We start from the raw sequence: 15116 nt of genomic DNA on the forward strand, positions 1-15116 counted from the left end.
ACTAGGGTCAGAACCCCATGAACCCTTCGGCTTCCTTGAGCGGGCGCGCTTGGCTCAACGCGGCGATATCCACCTGCGGGCGGCAAAGCGCCTCGTCACCCTCGAACAGCGCTTCCAGTTCGCGGGCGAAGGCTAACGTGGCCAGATCGCTGCCCCGGCGGCCGATGATTTGCAGACCGAAGGGCAGGCCGTTGTGGTCGCGCCCGGTAGGCAGCGTGACCGATGGATGCCCGGCGAGCGTGGAGGCGTAGGCCATAGAGAGCCAGTGGTAGTAGCTCTGGGTCGGCTCGCCGTCGATCTCGGTGGGGTAGAGTTCGTGCCAATCCCGCGGGCTGATGGTCGTGGTGGGGGCGAGCAGAAAGTCGTGATGCTCGAAGAACGTTTGCCAGTGGCGGTAGAGCTTGGTCTGGTTGGTTAGCGCACGTACTACGTCGAGCGCCGAGTAGCTTTCCCCCTCGCGGACGTTGTCGCGTACGTTGGGGCCGACCTTGTCGGGGTGTTCGAGCAGCAGGTCACGATGAATGCCGGAGAAGCAGAGCGCGCGGATCACCGCAAAGGTGTCGTCGGCGTTCGGGCACTCGGGATGGGTGTCATCCAGGCGGGCGAAGACGTGGCCAAAGCGTGCGAGTTTGTCGTCGAAGCTTTGACGCACGAGCTTCTCGGTCATGGCAAAGCCAAAATCCGGCGTGAAAGCGACCTTGGCGCTGCACAGATCGAGCGACGGCAGCCGACGAAACGCCTCGGACGTGTAGACGGGCTGGTCGTCGATCACTGGCGTCCAGGGGTCGCGACGGTCAGGGCGGATCATCGCCGAGAGCATCAGCGCGGCGTCGTCCACGCTGCGCGCCATGGGGCCATTCAACGACATCGGTAGCCAGCCCAGGGCGCGGCTGTGCCCTGGCACCAGGCCTGGCGTCGCGCGAAAGCCCACCACGCCGCAGAAGGCCGCGGGGTTGCGCAGGCTGCCGCCGGTATCGGACCCCGTTGCCAGCGGCGCCATGCCGCAGGCCAGCACCACGGCAGAGCCGCCGGAGGAGCCCGCCGCCGAGCGCGTGACATCGAAGGGGTTGGCGGTGGCGCCATAGACGGCGTTGCGGGTGTTGCCGCCAGCGCTCCACTCGGGGTTGTTGGTCTTGCCCATCACCACCGCGCCCGCCTCGCGCAGCTGCGCCACCATGGCGTCGTCGCCCTGGGCAATGTTGTCGGCGTAGATCTGGCTGCCGAAGGTGGTGGGTAGCCCGGTCACGTCGACCATGTCCTTCACGCACAGCGGCAAACCGTGCAAGGGGCCAAGCGGCTCGCCTTTGTCTATCGCGCTCTGAGCGGATTGGGCGTCGGCGCGCAGGGCGTCGAAGCACGGGGCGACGAGGGCGTTCACCGCCGGGTTCACCGCTTCGGCGCGGGCGATACAGCTCTCGGCGAGCTCTACGGCGGAGAGGCGTTTGGTGGCCATCAGCTGGCGGGCTTGGGTGGCGCTCAAATCACAGGGGTTCATGGCGTCGCTGTCCTTATATAACGCTGTCGAATTCATAAAACGCTATCGAATGAAAATCAGCCTGACGGTCAGGCCACCGGGGCGCAGGCGGCGAAGTCCCAGGTGCGCCCGGGAGCGGCATCGATCAGCTGGCGCGTATAGCTATCCTGAGGGTTGCCCAGCACCTCTTCGGCAGGGCCATACTCGACGATGCGACCGCGCTGCATGACCAGTACGTCGTCACAAATCTGGGCGGCGACGCGTAGGTCGTGGGTGATGAACAGCACCGCGACTCCCAGGCGCTGCTGGATATCGTCCAGCAGCGCCAGCACCTGGGCCTGGACCGAAACGTCCAGTGCCGATACCGCCTCATCGGCAACGATCACGTCGGGCTCCATCGCCAGCGCCCGGGCGATGGCGATACGCTGGCGCTGACCGCCGGAGAACTGGTGTGGAAAACGCTCGATGGCATCGCTTGGCAGACCCACCAGCTGTAGAAGCTCCTTGGCGCGCGCCATGGCCACGGCGCGCGAGGTGCCGTAGTTCATCGGCCCCTCGATCAGACTTTGGCCAATGGTCAAACGCGGGTTGAGCGAGCGATAGGGGTCTTGAAACACCATCTGGATGCGACCACGGTGCGGCTTCAGGCTGCGCTGTTGCAGCTCGGCGATGTTGTTGCCATCCACGCGAATGGTGCCGCTCGTGGGGTCGATCAACCGCATCACGCAGCGCGCAAGGGTCGACTTGCCCGACCCCGATTCGCCGACGATCCCCAGGGTGCGCCCGGCTTGCAGCGTAAAGCTGGCCTTGTCGACCGCGCGGGTGCCAGCGCGCTTCTTGCCAATGAAGCCGAGCAGGCGGCGCGGTGGCGCATACTCCTTCTCCAGCTCGCTGACGCTGAGCACTTGGCGCTGCGAAGTCACGGGGCGGGTTGGGCGCGGGGTAAGGCTCGGGACCGCTGCCAACAGCCGCTGGGTGTAGGCTTCTTGAGGAGCGCCGAGCAGCTCACGCACGGGCCCTTGCTCGACGATCTCACCGGTGTTCATGACGCAGACCCGATCGGCGATATCCACCACCACGCCCATGTCGTGGGTGATGAACAGCACGGCGGTGCCATGCTTCTCTTGCAGTTCGCGAATCAGCGCGAGGATCTGGTGCTGGGTGGTGACGTCCAGCGCCGTGGTGGGCTCGTCGGCGATCAACAGCCTGGGCTTTAACAGCAGCGCCATGGCGATCATGATGCGCTGGCGCTGACCGCCGGAGAGCTGGTGGGGGAAGCTTTGGTAGACCCGCTGGATATCCGGCAGGTGCACCTGTTCAAGGGCTTCGAGTACCTGCGTACGCCGCTCGGCGCGGGTAGCTTGGGTATGGCAGGCGAGTACTTCGTCGAGCTGCTGGCCGACGCTGAGTACCGGGTTGAGCGCGGTCATCGGCTCTTGGAAGATCATCGCCATGCGGCTGCCGCGAAGCGCGCTCAGGCGCTTGGCGCTTGCCTCCAGGAGCGACTCGCCGTCCAGCGTGATGCGCCCGCCGGTGGCGCGTAGACTACGCGGGGGCAAAAGCCCCATGGTGGCCAGCGAAGAGACGGATTTTCCCGAGCCGCTTTCACCCACTAGGCATAGGGTTTCGCCCGCGTGGATCTCGAAAGAGACGCCTTTGAGGATCGTCCTCGGTGAGGTGCCGGTGGTCTCGACCACCAGTGACTCGACGTGTAGAACCGGTGTGTCGTTACGCATCAGCCGTCCTTACGTTTCATGGTGGGGTCGAGGGCGTCGCGCGCCGCATCACCCAATAGATTGATCGACAGGATGCACAGCGAGAGCAGCAAGCCTGCCCAGAAGATCAGCGCGGGTTTGAGCTGAAAGTAGGTACGCCCTTCGGCCATGATGTTGCCCCAGGTGGGTATCTCGCTACTTAGCCCCACGCCGAGAAACGATAGCGTCGCCTCGGTGAGGATCGCTGCGGCGCAAACATAGGTGCACTGCACGATCAGCGGGGCGAAGGTATTGGGCATCAAATGGCGCCAGAGGATCTTGTGGGTTGGCGTACTCATCAATACGGCCGCTTCGACGAAGGCTTCCTCCCGAGTGGCGAGCACTTGGGAGCGGATCAGTCGGACGATTTGGGGAATCTCCGGCACGGTGATGGCGATCATCAGCGTCCACAGGTTGGCCGAAGTGAGGGCGACGATGGCGATGGCGGCAAGAATGGCGGGGATCGCCATCAGGCCGTCCATGACGCGCATCACCACCGCATCGATGGCGCGAAAGTAGCCGGTGAGAAGCCCCAGTGGTAGCCCGATCAGCACGGTGAGCACGGCGACGCCAAGTCCCACGCTCAGAGAGACGCGAGCGCCATAGACCACGCGGGAAAAAAGATCGCGGCCATAGGCGTCGGTACCCAGCCAGTGCTCGGCGCTCATGCCTTGCAGGCGGCTGGCGGGCGAGAGCGCGGTCGGATCGTGGGTGGCGATGAAGGGCGCCATAAGCGCCATTACCACGAGCATCAAGAGTAAAAACGCGGCGATCAGCGTAGTGGTGCGTGCGCGTAAACGAAAAAGGCGTGACAGCGCATGCAGCAAAGAGAGGCGTTGGGGCTGCGCCGAGGAGGGTGTCGAAGTCGTCATCAGTAGCGAATCCTGGGATCAGTCAGCGCGTAGGAGAGATCGATCAGCAGGTTGATGATCACGTAGAGGCCAGCAGTGAGCAGAATGAGCGCCTGAATGACGGGGTAATCGCGCGCCAGCACCGCATCGACGATGAGGCGGCCAAGCCCAGGAATGTTGAACACGCTCTCGGTGACCACCACGCCCGAGACCATCAGTGCAAAGCCGGTACCGATGACGGTGAGAATCGGTACGCCGGCATTGCGTAGCGCATGACGAAACAGCACCAAGCGCTCGCCAAGCCCCTTGGCGCGGGCGGTGCGGATGTAGTCCTCCTTGAGCACTTCGAGCATGCTGGCGCGGGTCATCCGCGCGATCAGCGCGATATATACCGAAGAGAGCGTTAGCGCGGGTAGCACTAGGCGGCTGGCGAACTCACCGAAGCCGTCAGCCAGATGACGGTACCCCTGAACCGGCAGCCAACGCAGCTCGATGGCAAAGACCTGGATCAGTAAGTAACCGATCACGAAGACCGGCACCGAGAAGCCAACGACCGATACCGACATCACCAGGTTGTCGATGAAGCTCCCCTGGCGCCAGGCCGCGATGACGCCAAGCGGCACGGCGATCAGCACGGTGAAGACGATGGCCGCCAGAGCCAAGCTGATGGTGGGCTCCAAGCGTTGGGTGATCATGCCCATGACCGAGGTTTGCGAGATGAGTGATGTGCCGAAGTCTCCCTGCAGCAGACGGCTGATCCACAGATAGAACTGGGTGTGCAGCGGTTGATCGAGCCCCAAAGCGACGCGGATGCTCTCTATTTGCGCGGCGCTGGCGGTGTCGCCGGCAATGATCGCGGCGGGGTCGCCGGGGGCCAAACGCAGCAGTAGAAAGACCGCCAACGCCACGACCAGCATGACGGGTATCGCCGCAAGCAAGCGGCGAACGAAGTAGGCAAACATGAAAGACTCCTTGGTCGTAAACGGCTTGCTCGCCCGATGATGCCACCGAGCGAGCGCTCACTCAGTCGGCCTTGTGCATGCCCCAGAACACCGGTATCGGTCCTTCGACGACGTCGCTAAGCTCATTGCGCCAAGCGATCACGTTCTGGAACTGCCCCAGCGGAATGAAGGTGGCTTGCTCCATGGCGCGCTGCTGAATGGCTTCGGCCATGGCACGTCGTGCGTCGTCGGTTTGGGCCAGGGCGTAATCGGTACGCAGTTGCTCCATCTCGGGATCGGTCGGCCAACCGAACCAGCTCTGATCGGTACCCGTACTGATCAGTAGCGGATTGACGGAGGGGTTCCAGATGCTGTCGACGCCAAAGTTGGTGAAGATCATGCTCCAGCCACCTTCGCTCGCGGGGCTTTGATTCGAACGTTGGCTGACCAGCGTCTGCCAGTCCATCTGGCGTAGTTCGACGTTGAAACCCGCCTGACGCAGCGCCTGCGCCACCACCAGCGGCTGCGGGGTCAGCGTGGCGACATCGGAAGGCTGCAGGAGCACGATGGGCGTTTGAGCGTAACCGGCCTCTTCGAGTAGCGCCCGTGCCGCTTCCGGGTCACCGCCCTGGATAAGCGATTCGCCGCCTACCTCGGTGGCAAGCGGCACGTTGCAGCCATAGACGGAGGCGCAGGTTTGGTAGTAGCGCGGATCGCCAACGAGCGCGGCCATCACGTCCTCTTGGCCGATGGCCAAAAGGGCGGCGCGACGGATGCGCGGGTCGTCGAACGGTGAATTGAGGAAATTCATCCGTGCCATGGTGAGCATGCCAAGTGGGTCGAGCACGCCGGTGGTGATATCGGGATTGGCATCCAGAAGCGGCAGCAGGTCGAAGGGCGTGCGTTCGATATAGTCGATGTCGCCGCTGTTAATGGCATTTACCGTGGTCTGCATGTCGGGCATGTGAATCCACTCGACACGATCGACGAAGACCTCCTTGCTACCCGCCGTACCTGAGGCGGGCTCGCTGCGTGGAACATAACCGTCGAAGCGCTCGTAAACCGCCTGCACGCCGGGTTGGAACGCGTCGGCCACGAAGCGGAAGGGACCCGAGCCGATCTGGTTGGGCAGCGGCTCGCCGGGGGCCACGGAGGCGACCTCCTCGGGCATCATGAACGTTGCCATGGCAGACGGCTTGGCCATCAAGCCGATGACGTCACCTAGCGGTTCGGTCAAGGTAAGGGCAAAGCTGTGCTCGTCGATGGCGCTCAGGCTCTCGGTATAGGTCATCAAGAGCGCTCCGCCGGCATCGAACGTGGCCCAGCGCTTGAGCGAGGCGATACAGTCGGCAGGCGTCACTGGCGTGCCGTCATGCCAAGTGAGCCCTTCGCGCAGGGTGAAGGTATACGTGAGGCCATCCTCCGATATCGCCCAGTCGGCCATTTGCGGCTGGGGTTCGAGGTTGGCATCGATTCCGATGAGGGTGTCGTAGATCATGTAGCCGTGGTTACGTGCGATGGTGGCACTGCTCGATACCGGGTCGAGCGCGCGCAGCGCCGAGTGCATGACGGCATGGACGGTGGTGTCGGCCTGGGCGTTGAGGGCCACCGAAAGGCCGCTGGCAAGCATCAGCGCAGAAAGGTGTTTCAGAGCAAAAGGACGTAACGCGGTCTTTGAGGTCGACATCGGGTTCTCCGTTTGTATTGTTAGCGGTAGGCGTCAACGCTCTCGATACTATGCCCGGCTTTGGTCGTGTCGTTAGAAGTAAATTTCGAATGCAGTATTGCCTAAAAGGCAATACTGCAAAGGAGAGGGCTCCGCCCAACTGAAGGTCGGGCGGGGCGCACTCACGTGTCCTTGTGCATGCCCCAGAAGGCGGGCACCGAACCCGTCACGATATCGCTTAGCTCGTTACGCCAGGCCGTTACGTTCTGAAACTGTCCCAAGGGGATGAAGGTGACTTGATCCATGGCACGCGCCTGCACGTTTTCAGCCGCCGCTGAGCGCTCCTCATCGCTCAACGCCAAGGCGTATTCGTCACGCAGCGCTTCCATTTCAGGATCGCTTGGCCAGCCAAATACGCTGCCATCGGAAATCAGCAGAAGGTTCGTCGTCGGTGTCCAAATGCCATCCACGGCGAAGTTCGATATGGTCATGTTCCAGCCGCCTTCGCTCACTGGGCCTTGATTGGCGCGATGCCCGAGCAGGGTTTGCCAATCCATCTGACGCAGCTCGACGTTGAAGCCTGCCTGGCGCAGCGCTTGAGCAACGACCAGCGGCTGGGGCGTTAGCGTCCCCACATCGGAGGGCTGGAGGATCACCACCGGAGTTTGGTCATAACCGGCGTCGTCGAGCAGTGCTTTCGCCGCTTCGGGATCGCCACCGCTGAGCAAGCTTTCCCCGCCCGTTTCAGTGGCAAGCGGCACCTTGCAGCCGAACACGGAAGCGCAGGTGGCGTAATAGCGCGGGTCTCCTACCAGCGCTGCCAAGACATCTTCCTGGCCGAGGGCCAACTGTGCGGCACGACGAATGCGCACGTCATCGAAAGGCGGCTGGAGGAAGTTCATGCGCGCCAGGGTCAGCATGCCCAGCGGGTCGAGCACGCCGGTAGTGATGTCGGGATTGGCGTCCAGAAGTGGCAGCAGATCGAAGGGCGTACGCTCCATGTAATCGATGTCGCCACTGTTCATGGCGTTCACTGCCGTCTGCATATCGGGCATGTGGATCCACTCGACGCGGTCGACGAAGACCTCCTTGCTGCCCGCCGTACCGGAAGGTGCTTCGCTGCGCGGAACGTAGCCGTCGAAGCGCTCGTAAACCGCCTGCACGCCGGGTTGGAACTCATCGGCGATGAAGCGGAAGGGGCCGGAGCCAATTTGGTTGGGCAGCGGCTGGCCGGGCTCAACGGAGGCGACCTCCTCGGGCATCATGAACGCCGTGACGGCAGAGGGTTTGGACAAAAGTCCCAAAACATCGCCGAACGGTGCCTTCAGCGTCAGAGCGAAGCTGTGGTCGTCGATGGCGCTCAAGCTTTCGGTATTCTCCATCAACAGCTTGCCACCGGCATCGAAGCTGGCCCAGCGTTCGAGAGAGGCGATGCAGTCGGCAGGCGTTACGGGGGTGCCATCGTGCCAGATGAGGCCATCGCGCAGTGTGAAGGTGTAAGTAAGACCGTCATCGGAAATGGTCCAGTCGGCCATTTGCGGCTGCGGGTTGAGGTCGGCATCGATGCCCACCAGCATGTCGTAGATCATGTAACCGTGGTTACGCGCCATGGTGGCACTGCTGGCGACGGGGTCGAGGGTGCGTAGGGCCGAGTGCATGACGGCATGCACGGTGGTCTCTGTTTGAGCCTGCGCGCCGAGGCTGAGCAGGCCCGCAAGGCCCAGGGTTGCCAAGCGTTTGGCGCGTGTCAGCGTGCCCCGCGCTAAGGCGGGCGTTCTTTTTTTCATGTCGATATTTCCGTTGACGTTAGGTTGTGCCAACCGGGTTTGAGGCGCATTGTTTTATGTTTACGCCCCGTGTCCTGGGCTAGGTCGTTGTTGTCGCTACATTGAGCGTTCACTTTAACGACGATGTTATGCACACCATATTGCCTTTACGGTAATAGCCTTTGCAATCAAGCATTAAGGTATAACGTTATGAACGAGCGCATCCTGCTCGACTCGGCGCTGCGTTACTTTCTCGAAATCGTGCGACAAGGCTCGATCAACAAGGCCTCGACGACGCTACACGTTGCCCCCTCGGCGATCAGCCGCCAGTTGGCGCGCCTCGAAGCTGAGCTGGGTAGCCAGCTCTTCGAGCGCCACCCTTCGGGCATGCGTTTGAGCCCTTCGGGAGAGCTTCTGGCCGCGCACGCGCGCAAGGCGCGCCTGGAGGCGGCGCGCGTGGTGGAGGAGATCACCGGGCTTGAAGGCATTCAGCGCGGCACAGTGCGTATCGCCAGCGTCGAGGGGTTGGCAAGCTACATGCTCCCGCATCTGATCGTCGAGTATCGTAAGAAGTACCACGGTATCCATTTCGACCTCGCCGTCAGCTCCTCTATCGACGTGACCAAACACGTGAGCGAAGGTCTGGCGGACATCGGGCTTACGATCTCGCTGGCGGCGGAGCGTAACATCAAGGTAGAAAAGCGCGTCATGGCGCCGATTCACGCCGTCATGGCAGCCTCGCATCCGCTAGCGGGTAAACCACACGTCACCCTGGCACAGCTGAGCCACTACCCTTTTGCGCTGCCTACCGACAACACCACCATCCGCCAATTGTTCAACGTCAGCTGCAGCCGACAGGGGCTTCTAATCGAGCCGGTACTGGTGAGCAACTCGGTAACGCCGTTGGTGCACTTCGCGGCCTGTAACGGCGGCGTGACGCTCATTGGTGATGTTTCGGTGCGTCACTTGAGCCAAACGGCTCAACTCGTCTCCCTCCCCATTCGCGACCGTGAGATGAGCGGGCGAACCATCGAGATACAAACTCTGGCGGGGCGCACCTTGCCCAAGGGCGTGGCCGACTTTCTCGATGCGTTAATGCAGGCGCTAGAGGCGACGCCCGTCATGTAGTCCCCCTCGACCATTGAGGGAGCCTATTTCGATAGGCGTCGAGGGAAAGTTTATTTATTCTACAAACTGTTGGTTGAATGTGTGGGTTGCCTGGACGTCGTTTCGACGTCTTCGATGAGTTCCTGTCGTAAGGACAACGCAATGAGCTCCATTTGGCGTACGAGTTTCTGGTTGATGCTGGGCGCATCGCTGGTGCTGTTTCTCTCTTTGGGCGTACGCCATGGCTTTGGCCTGTTTCTGTCGCCGATGAGCCTGGAGTTTGGCTGGGGGCGCGGAGTCTTTGCCTTTGCCATTGCGCTGCAGAACCTGGTGTGGGGGCTGTCGCAGCCTTTTGCCGGGGCCTTTGCCGATCGCTTCGGTGCGCGTAAGACCATCATGCTAGGGGGCTTGCTCTATGCAGCGGGGTTAGGGTTCATGGGGGTGGCCGATTCGCCCTGGTCGCTGTCGCTGAGCACCGGCATTCTGATTGGGTTAGGGCTTTCTGGCACGTCGTTCTCGGTCATCTTGGGCGTCGTTGGCCGGGCGGTGCCTGCCGAAAAACGCAGCATGGCGATGGGTATTGCGGCGGCCATCGGCTCCTTCGGTCAATTTGCCATGCTGCCCGGTACGCTTGGGCTGATCGAGTGGCTAGGGTGGGCCTCGGCGCTGATGGTGCTGGGCGCTATGGTGGCGTTGATCATCCCCTTGAGCGGAATGATCAGCGACCGCCCGCTGCCCAGTAGCGGCCCTGAACAAACATTGGTTGAGGCGCTAAGGGAAGCGCTCGGCCATGGCGGCTTTTGGCTGCTGGCGCTGGGGTTTTTCGTCTGTGGCTTTCAGGTGGTATTCATCGGCGTGCACTTGCCATCTTATCTGGTCGATCAACAGTTACCCTTCATCGTCGGCACGACGGTGCTGGCACTGGTTGGCCTGTTCAACGTCTTTGGCACCTATACCGCCGGGTGGCTCGGCGGGCTTTATTCCAAGCCGCGCTTGCTCAGCGCTCTGTATCTGGCGCGCGGCGTTATCATCGTGCTGTTCATCACCCTGCCGCTAAGCACCTGGACCGCTTACGCCTTCGGCATCGCCATGGGCTTTTTATGGCTCTCCACGGTGCCGCTGACCAACGGCACCGTAGCGACGCTGTTTGGCGTGCGTAACCTCTCGATGCTCGGTGGCATCGTCTTCTTCATGCATCAGGTAGGCGCGTTCCTTGGCGGGTGGCTGGGTGGCTACCTCTACGATCGCACGGGCAGCTACGACATCGTCTGGTACATCGCCATTGGCTTAAGCGTCCTGGCGGCCGTGCTGAACTGGCCCATTCGCGAGCGCCCCGTGGCGCGCCTACAGGGCGCGCCGGTATGACACGGCGGCCCTCTAACGTACTCACGGCCATGGTCGCGGCGCTGGTCATCGCCGGGCTTTTAGGGCTCGTGTTCGTGGCCTGGCGAAGCGCCGGAGTAGCGCTGCTCAAGGTGGGAACGCTGCTGTGTTGAAGCCGGGGCTCTTTTAGGTGTTACCTTTCACGTTTGGCCGTTCGCTGGGGCATTGCTGCACATAAGCGCTTCGGCAGTGGTGCGCAGGGTTTCTATCAACGTCGCCGTAGTGGGAGCCAGGGGGCGGCCAGCGGGGGTGATGACGCCCCAGTGATAAGACAGATCGACGTTCAATGGTAGGGCGATGACGCCCTCCACCGGCAGCCCGCGCAGGGTCATGCTCTCGACTACCGCGATGCCCAGCCCCTGACGCGCGAGCGCCACCGAGACGCTGGAGGCGTTGCTATCGATGGTGCTGGCCGGGGTAATGCCTTCGGACTCTAGCGCTGCGTTGATGGCTCGGCGAAGCCGATAAGGGTTGTGTGAGGCGATAAGCGTCGCCTCCGCAAAGTCTCCGGCCTCTACCTGACGACGCTGGGCCAGTGGATGGTGACTGGCAACGACCGCGACACAGGGCACCGCTAGTGTCCAATGAACCTCGACGCCAGGGTGGTCCAGCGGCAGGGTGGAGAGGCCGAGATCGGCCAGGTGCCCCGCCGTGGCTTGAATCACGTTCTCCGCCGAGGCGCTGTTGAGGTGGACGTGCTCAGGGAGCGCGGCGTCATCGAGTCGCGCTAACGCCTCGGGCACGATGCTGCTGGCAAGCGACGGCAGAGCGGCGATGTGCAGCGGTGGCGGCGGCGCTTTAGCGATCTCCCGCGCTCGCGCGCCGATGGTACGCAAGCCAGCCAAGAACATCTCGGCCTGAGCATGAAAGGCTAGCCCTTGCTGGGTCGGCGTGATACGCGGGCCGTTGCGGTGCAAAAGGGCAAAGCCGACCTCCTCTTCGAGCTCCTGAATCAGCCGGGTGATCACCGATTGCGACCGGCCCAACGCCCGCGCCGCGCCAGTCATCGAGCCAATCGAAATGACCGCGATGAAGGCCTCTAGCTGTTTGGTCTCCAGATAGTTCGATCCCATCACTCACGCTCCCATAGCTGTATACGCGTAGCGAAAGGATCGCACTCGACGCAATCGCCATCGGGCGTCAGGCGTAACACCTGCGGCGACTCGGCCGTATAGCCGGGCCACGAGGGGGTGCCCGCAATGAAACTCACCCACGCGGCGTGGACGCGGCAGGCCAAGGCCGTATCGCTGACGCGTTGATGGGGCGGCTGCAGCGCGGTATCCATATTCGGCCGATACCACACGGCACCGAGCTCGGCGCCATGGGGAGCACCGGTCTCGTCACTGCCCATGGCGCCGTACAAGTACTTCCACACGGGCTGATATCGAGCGTGGGCGCGGGCAAAGCGAATGGCGGGATGCTGGAACACCAAATCGCCTGCGATGGCGCGCCAGAGTCCGATTGGGGAGTGCTGGGGCAGTGCCTTGGCGTAACGAGCAACGATGGTGTCTCCGGTCATGCCCATCGGCCATACGCGAGGCGCTAGGCGCTGGATGACGGTAGTGAGGTCGATATCCGTAGGCAGGGCCGTCGAGTGGGTGAGATATTCCGCCGTGGTACAACCGATCATCATCGGCACCGGAGCGGTTTCGCCGCGTTCGGCAGCTTCCAAAGGATGATAGGGAAGCGACGGGCCAAGAATCGGTACGAACGGCACACCGAGCATGGCGGCGGCGCCATCGCGCTCGGTATCGTGATCCGCGTAGCTTTCGTTGCACACTTCGCGCTGTGCCGCTAACAGCGCCGCCAACGGAGCTTCGGGAAGTTGGGCGGGCGCAACGCCTAGGCGCTGGCTCATCCGTTGCGTTAGCTTTGCGGCGTCTTCAGCGCTTGCAATGGCCGTGGCGGCACCGCTTTGGGGCAGCGCGCGGGAAAAAAGCCCTCGTGCGGCCGGCATGGCCATGAGAGCGGCGACGGCAAAGCCCCCTGCCGAGCGCCCAGCAAGCGTCACGCGGTTGGGATCACCGCCAAAGGCAGCAATGTTGTCGCGCACCCAAGTAAGAGCGCTGATGATATCTAGCAGGCCGCGATTGTCCGGGCAGCCCGGCACGTGGAGAAACCCCATGGCGCCCAAGCGGTAATTGACCGTGACTTCGACGATGTTCGAGGCGGCGAAGGCGCCGGATTGCAGTACCGCTTCATTGGCCGAGCCGACGGCATAGCCGCCGCCGTGAATCCATACCAACACCGGCGCCGCGCCTGTCTCATCGGGCGTGCGAATGTTCAGCGTACGAAAGTCTGCACCGGCAGCAAGCGAAGAGGTCGCTGCCTGGCCTACGGGGCCATAGGTGGGCAGCTGCGGGCACACCTCGCCCAGCTGTGTCGCATCGCGTACGCCCTCCCAGGACGCAGGCGTAGGCGCTGCGAAGCGGTTGTTAGCGTTGACGGCTGCGGCGTAGGGAACACTGAGATAGGCCCCTGCGTGGCCGCGTACGGCACCGCTTGTCGTCTGTACGATCATATCGCCCGCCGCAAGCCGATCAGGCGTTCGACGAGGACTACCACGGCGATGGAGATCAAGATCAGCACGACCGAAAGCGCGGCGATTTGCGGGTCGGTGGAGTATTCGAGATAGCGGTAGATCTCGGTGGGCAGGGTCGAGGTGCGTACCGAGACGATGAACAGCGAAATGACCGCTTCGTCGAAGGAGATCAGGAAGGCGATGACGCCGCCTGCGATCAAACCCGGACGCACCAGTGGTAGCGTCACGCGGCGAAAGGCGGTGAACGCAGAGGCGCCGTGAACCCTGGCGGCCTCCTCTACTCGGCGGTCCACGGCCATCAGGCTCATGGTGATGGTGCGTACGGTATAGGGGATGGTGATGCCAAGATGCGCCAGAGTGATCCCGGCGTAGGTGTCGAGCAGACCCACCGGCGAAAGTACCAGCATGAGCCCCACGGCCAGCACGATACTAGGCACCAAGAACGGCGCCAGAACCAGAAAGTTGAGCCCTTCGCGGCCGCGAAAGCGGTAGCGCACCAACGCCATGGAGAGCAGCATGCCGATCGATACGGCAACGAGTCCCACCACTAAACCGATCACCACGCTGCGACCGAAAGCGGAGAGAAACGCCTCGTTGGCGAACACCTTGGCGTAGCTGCCAAAGGAGAAACTCGCAGGGGGAAAGGCGAGGTATTGCCGCGTATCGAAAGAGACGATGAAGACGACGATGATCGGCGCCAACAAGAATAGATAGAGCAGCGTCAGGCCTAGATTGCGCAGCGTCCTCATATCACTCCTCCAGACGGCGCAGAGCGCGTTGATAGATCACGATGACCGAAGAGAACAGCACCAGTAGCACGATGGATAGCGCCGCTGCTAGGGGCCAGTTGAGCGTGACGGTGGCCTCGTTGAAGACCTCGGTGCCCAATACGAATACGCGGCCGCCGCCCATCAGGCGAGGGGTGACGAAAGATGAGATCGCCATGACGAAGACCAGCAACGCTCCGGTCAGTATGCCCGGTAGCGATAGCGGCAAAATGATGCGCCAGAACACACGCAGGCGATTGGCGCCCAGCATGGCGGCCGCTTCTTCCAACTGCGTCGAGAGCCGTCCGAACCCGGCCAGCATGGCCAAGATGGCGTAGGGCATGAGGATTTCCACCAGCGCCACGGTTGCGCCGAAGCTGTTGTTGGAGAGCCGCAGCGGTGTGTCGATGAGCGAAAGCGCCTGCAGCGAGCCATTGACCACGCCGCGGTCACCGAGGATGACCATCCAGCCATAAGTGCGCACCACGGCGGAGGTCAAAAGCGGTGCCACCGCCAGCGCCGTCAGCACGCCCCGCCAGCGGCTCTGGGTGCGGGCGAGAAAGAGCGCAATGGGGTAGCCCAAGAGCACGGCAAAAAAGCTCACCGCCACGCCCAGCGTCAGGGTGTTAAGCGCCACACGCCAGTAGAACGGGTCGGTCACGGCAGCAAGATAGTGAGTAAGGGTCCAACCGCCGCCGAAGGCGGCCATGACCGAATCGGAAAACGATGCCCGAAATAGCCACGCCATGGGCAGGATGAAGGTCGCCAGCAGCGCCAAAAGGCCAGGCGCGAGCAAAACGAGCAGCAGCCCGCGATGACGCCGCTTGGGGGGCGTGCTCGAAAGAGTCGGGGTACTCATGTAACG

At 62.6% G+C, this 15116-nt stretch carries 13 protein-coding genes; 3 read left to right on the forward strand and 10 right to left on the reverse strand.

What is annotated here, in order from left to right; genetic code table 11:
* Positions 1 to 7 precede the first annotated feature (7 nt).
* The 6 genes from LLY24_RS01895 to LLY24_RS01920 form a co-directional block, all read right to left on the reverse strand.
* Complete coding sequence (locus LLY24_RS01895; protein WP_259034567.1) at positions 8 to 1495, reverse strand: amidase; 1488 nt, start codon at positions 1493 to 1495, stop codon at positions 8 to 10.
* Positions 1496 to 1563: 68 nt separating this feature from the next.
* Entirely contained in the window at positions 1564 to 3210 is a 1647-nt protein-coding gene (locus LLY24_RS01900) for an ABC transporter ATP-binding protein (RefSeq protein ID WP_259034568.1), read from the reverse strand.
* Positions 3210 to 4100 carry an ABC transporter permease gene (locus LLY24_RS01905; RefSeq protein ID WP_259034569.1) on the reverse strand — a complete coding sequence of 297 codons (891 nt, stop codon included), beginning with the start codon at positions 4098 to 4100 and terminating at the stop codon, positions 3210 to 3212. Before LLY24_RS01905 ends, LLY24_RS01900 begins: the two co-directional genes overlap by 1 nt.
* The gene (locus tag LLY24_RS01910; protein WP_259034570.1) at positions 4100 to 5041 is read right to left on the reverse strand and encodes an ABC transporter permease; all 942 of its coding nucleotides are present in this window, start codon (positions 5039 to 5041) and stop codon (positions 4100 to 4102) included. Before LLY24_RS01910 ends, LLY24_RS01905 begins: the two co-directional genes overlap by 1 nt.
* A 61-nt stretch (positions 5042 to 5102) precedes the next feature.
* Positions 5103 to 6707 carry an ABC transporter substrate-binding protein gene (locus tag LLY24_RS01915; protein ID WP_259034571.1) on the reverse strand — a complete coding sequence of 535 codons (1605 nt, stop codon included), beginning with the start codon at positions 6705 to 6707 and terminating at the stop codon, positions 5103 to 5105.
* 161 nt (positions 6708 to 6868) lie between these two features.
* Positions 6869 to 8473, reverse strand: coding sequence for an ABC transporter substrate-binding protein (locus tag LLY24_RS01920; protein WP_259034572.1), 1605 nt, complete (start codon positions 8471 to 8473; stop codon positions 6869 to 6871).
* A 189-nt stretch (positions 8474 to 8662) separates the two neighbouring features.
* Between LLY24_RS01920 and LLY24_RS01925 the strand changes: the two genes are divergently transcribed.
* The 3 genes from LLY24_RS01925 to LLY24_RS01935 all read left to right on the forward strand — a co-directional run bounded on the left by LLY24_RS01925 (position 8663) and on the right by LLY24_RS01935 (position 11055).
* Positions 8663 to 9580 carry a LysR family transcriptional regulator gene (locus tag LLY24_RS01925; protein WP_259034573.1) on the forward strand — a complete coding sequence of 306 codons (918 nt, stop codon included), beginning with the start codon at positions 8663 to 8665 and terminating at the stop codon, positions 9578 to 9580.
* A 141-nt stretch (positions 9581 to 9721) separates the two neighbouring features.
* A complete protein-coding gene (locus LLY24_RS01930; RefSeq protein WP_259034574.1) occupies positions 9722 to 10924 on the forward strand; it encodes an MFS transporter in 1203 nt (400 codons plus the stop codon).
* On the forward strand, positions 10921 to 11055 hold the full coding sequence (locus tag LLY24_RS01935; RefSeq protein ID WP_259034575.1) for a hypothetical protein: 135 nt from the start codon (positions 10921 to 10923) through the stop codon (positions 11053 to 11055). Before LLY24_RS01930 ends, LLY24_RS01935 begins: the two co-directional genes overlap by 4 nt.
* A 27-nt stretch (positions 11056 to 11082) precedes the next feature.
* Here LLY24_RS01935 and LLY24_RS01940 read toward each other — a convergent pair whose 3' ends face one another.
* Genes LLY24_RS01940 through LLY24_RS01955 form a run of 4 tightly spaced genes read right to left on the reverse strand, consistent with a single transcriptional unit; the run spans position 11083 to position 15110 of the window.
* Complete coding sequence (locus LLY24_RS01940) at positions 11083 to 12015, reverse strand: LysR family transcriptional regulator (RefSeq protein ID WP_259034576.1); 933 nt, start codon at positions 12013 to 12015, stop codon at positions 11083 to 11085.
* On the reverse strand, positions 12015 to 13463 hold the full coding sequence (locus LLY24_RS01945; RefSeq protein WP_259034577.1) for a carboxylesterase/lipase family protein: 1449 nt from the start codon (positions 13461 to 13463) through the stop codon (positions 12015 to 12017). The genes LLY24_RS01940 and LLY24_RS01945 overlap by 1 nt, the downstream gene beginning before the upstream one ends.
* Positions 13460 to 14233 (reverse strand): ABC transporter permease, encoded by a 774-nt coding sequence (locus LLY24_RS01950; RefSeq protein ID WP_259034578.1) that lies wholly within the window; start codon positions 14231 to 14233, stop codon positions 13460 to 13462. Before LLY24_RS01950 ends, LLY24_RS01945 begins: the two co-directional genes overlap by 4 nt.
* Before the next feature lies 1 nt (position 14234).
* Positions 14235 to 15110 (reverse strand): ABC transporter permease, encoded by an 876-nt coding sequence (locus LLY24_RS01955; RefSeq protein ID WP_259034579.1) that lies wholly within the window; start codon positions 15108 to 15110, stop codon positions 14235 to 14237.
* Positions 15111 to 15116 lie beyond the last annotated feature (6 nt).

The organism is Halomonas dongshanensis (assembly GCF_024790395.1).
GTDB classification, from domain to species: domain Bacteria; phylum Pseudomonadota; class Gammaproteobacteria; order Pseudomonadales; family Halomonadaceae; genus Vreelandella; species Vreelandella dongshanensis.

Coding starts and splice junctions, on each gene's coding strand:
- LLY24_RS01895 (WP_259034567.1), bottom strand. CDS start 1,495: ATGAACCCCTGTGATTTGAGCGCCACCCAAGCCCGCCAGCTGATGGCC.
- LLY24_RS01900 (WP_259034568.1), bottom strand. CDS start 3,210: ATGCGTAACGACACACCGGTTCTACACGTCGAGTCACTGGTGGTCGAG.
- LLY24_RS01905 (WP_259034569.1), bottom strand. CDS start 4,100: ATGACGACTTCGACACCCTCCTCGGCGCAGCCCCAACGCCTCTCTTTG.
- LLY24_RS01910 (WP_259034570.1), bottom strand. CDS start 5,041: ATGTTTGCCTACTTCGTTCGCCGCTTGCTTGCGGCGATACCCGTCATG.
- LLY24_RS01915 (WP_259034571.1), bottom strand. CDS start 6,707: ATGTCGACCTCAAAGACCGCGTTACGTCCTTTTGCTCTGAAACACCTT.
- LLY24_RS01920 (WP_259034572.1), bottom strand. CDS start 8,473: ATGAAAAAAAGAACGCCCGCCTTAGCGCGGGGCACGCTGACACGCGCC.
- LLY24_RS01925 (WP_259034573.1), top strand. CDS start 8,663: ATGAACGAGCGCATCCTGCTCGACTCGGCGCTGCGTTACTTTCTCGAA.
- LLY24_RS01930 (WP_259034574.1), top strand. CDS start 9,722: ATGAGCTCCATTTGGCGTACGAGTTTCTGGTTGATGCTGGGCGCATCG.
- LLY24_RS01935 (WP_259034575.1), top strand. CDS start 10,921: ATGACACGGCGGCCCTCTAACGTACTCACGGCCATGGTCGCGGCGCTG.
- LLY24_RS01940 (WP_259034576.1), bottom strand. CDS start 12,015: ATGGGATCGAACTATCTGGAGACCAAACAGCTAGAGGCCTTCATCGCG.
- LLY24_RS01945 (WP_259034577.1), bottom strand. CDS start 13,463: ATGATCGTACAGACGACAAGCGGTGCCGTACGCGGCCACGCAGGGGCC.
- LLY24_RS01950 (WP_259034578.1), bottom strand. CDS start 14,233: ATGAGGACGCTGCGCAATCTAGGCCTGACGCTGCTCTATCTATTCTTG.
- LLY24_RS01955 (WP_259034579.1), bottom strand. CDS start 15,110: ATGAGTACCCCGACTCTTTCGAGCACGCCCCCCAAGCGGCGTCATCGC.